We start from the raw sequence: 261 nt of genomic DNA, 5'->3' as shown, positions 1-261 counted from the left end.
CCTGATAGCTCAGTTGGTAGAGCACTCGACTGTTAATCGAGTTGTCACAGGTTCGAGTCCTGTTCGGGGAGCCATATTTCAATACTTCTGAATTTTATATATAAGGTGGCGGCGTAGCTCAGCTGGCTAGAGCGTACGGTTCATACCCGTGAGGTCGGGGGTTCGATCCCCTCTGCCGCTACTCGGAGAGATACCCAAGTGGCTATAAGGGGACCCTCTGCTAAGGGGTTAGACTGCGTAAGTGGTGCGAGGGTTCGAATC

Annotated in this window: 1 tRNA gene; it reads left to right on the top strand. The window is 52.5% G+C overall.

What is annotated here, in order from left to right:
• Positions 1–107: 107 nt before the first annotated feature.
• A tRNA-Met gene (locus HFE01_RS26740) sits at positions 108–181 on the top strand.
• Positions 182–261: the final 80 nt, after the last annotated feature.

The sequence above is a fragment of the Paenibacillus sp. EKM10P genome (genome assembly GCF_011800655.1).
Taxonomy (GTDB): Bacteria; Bacillota; Bacilli; order Paenibacillales; family Paenibacillaceae; genus Paenibacillus; species Paenibacillus polymyxa.
This window is presented reverse-complemented; position numbering and strand designations above follow the sequence as displayed.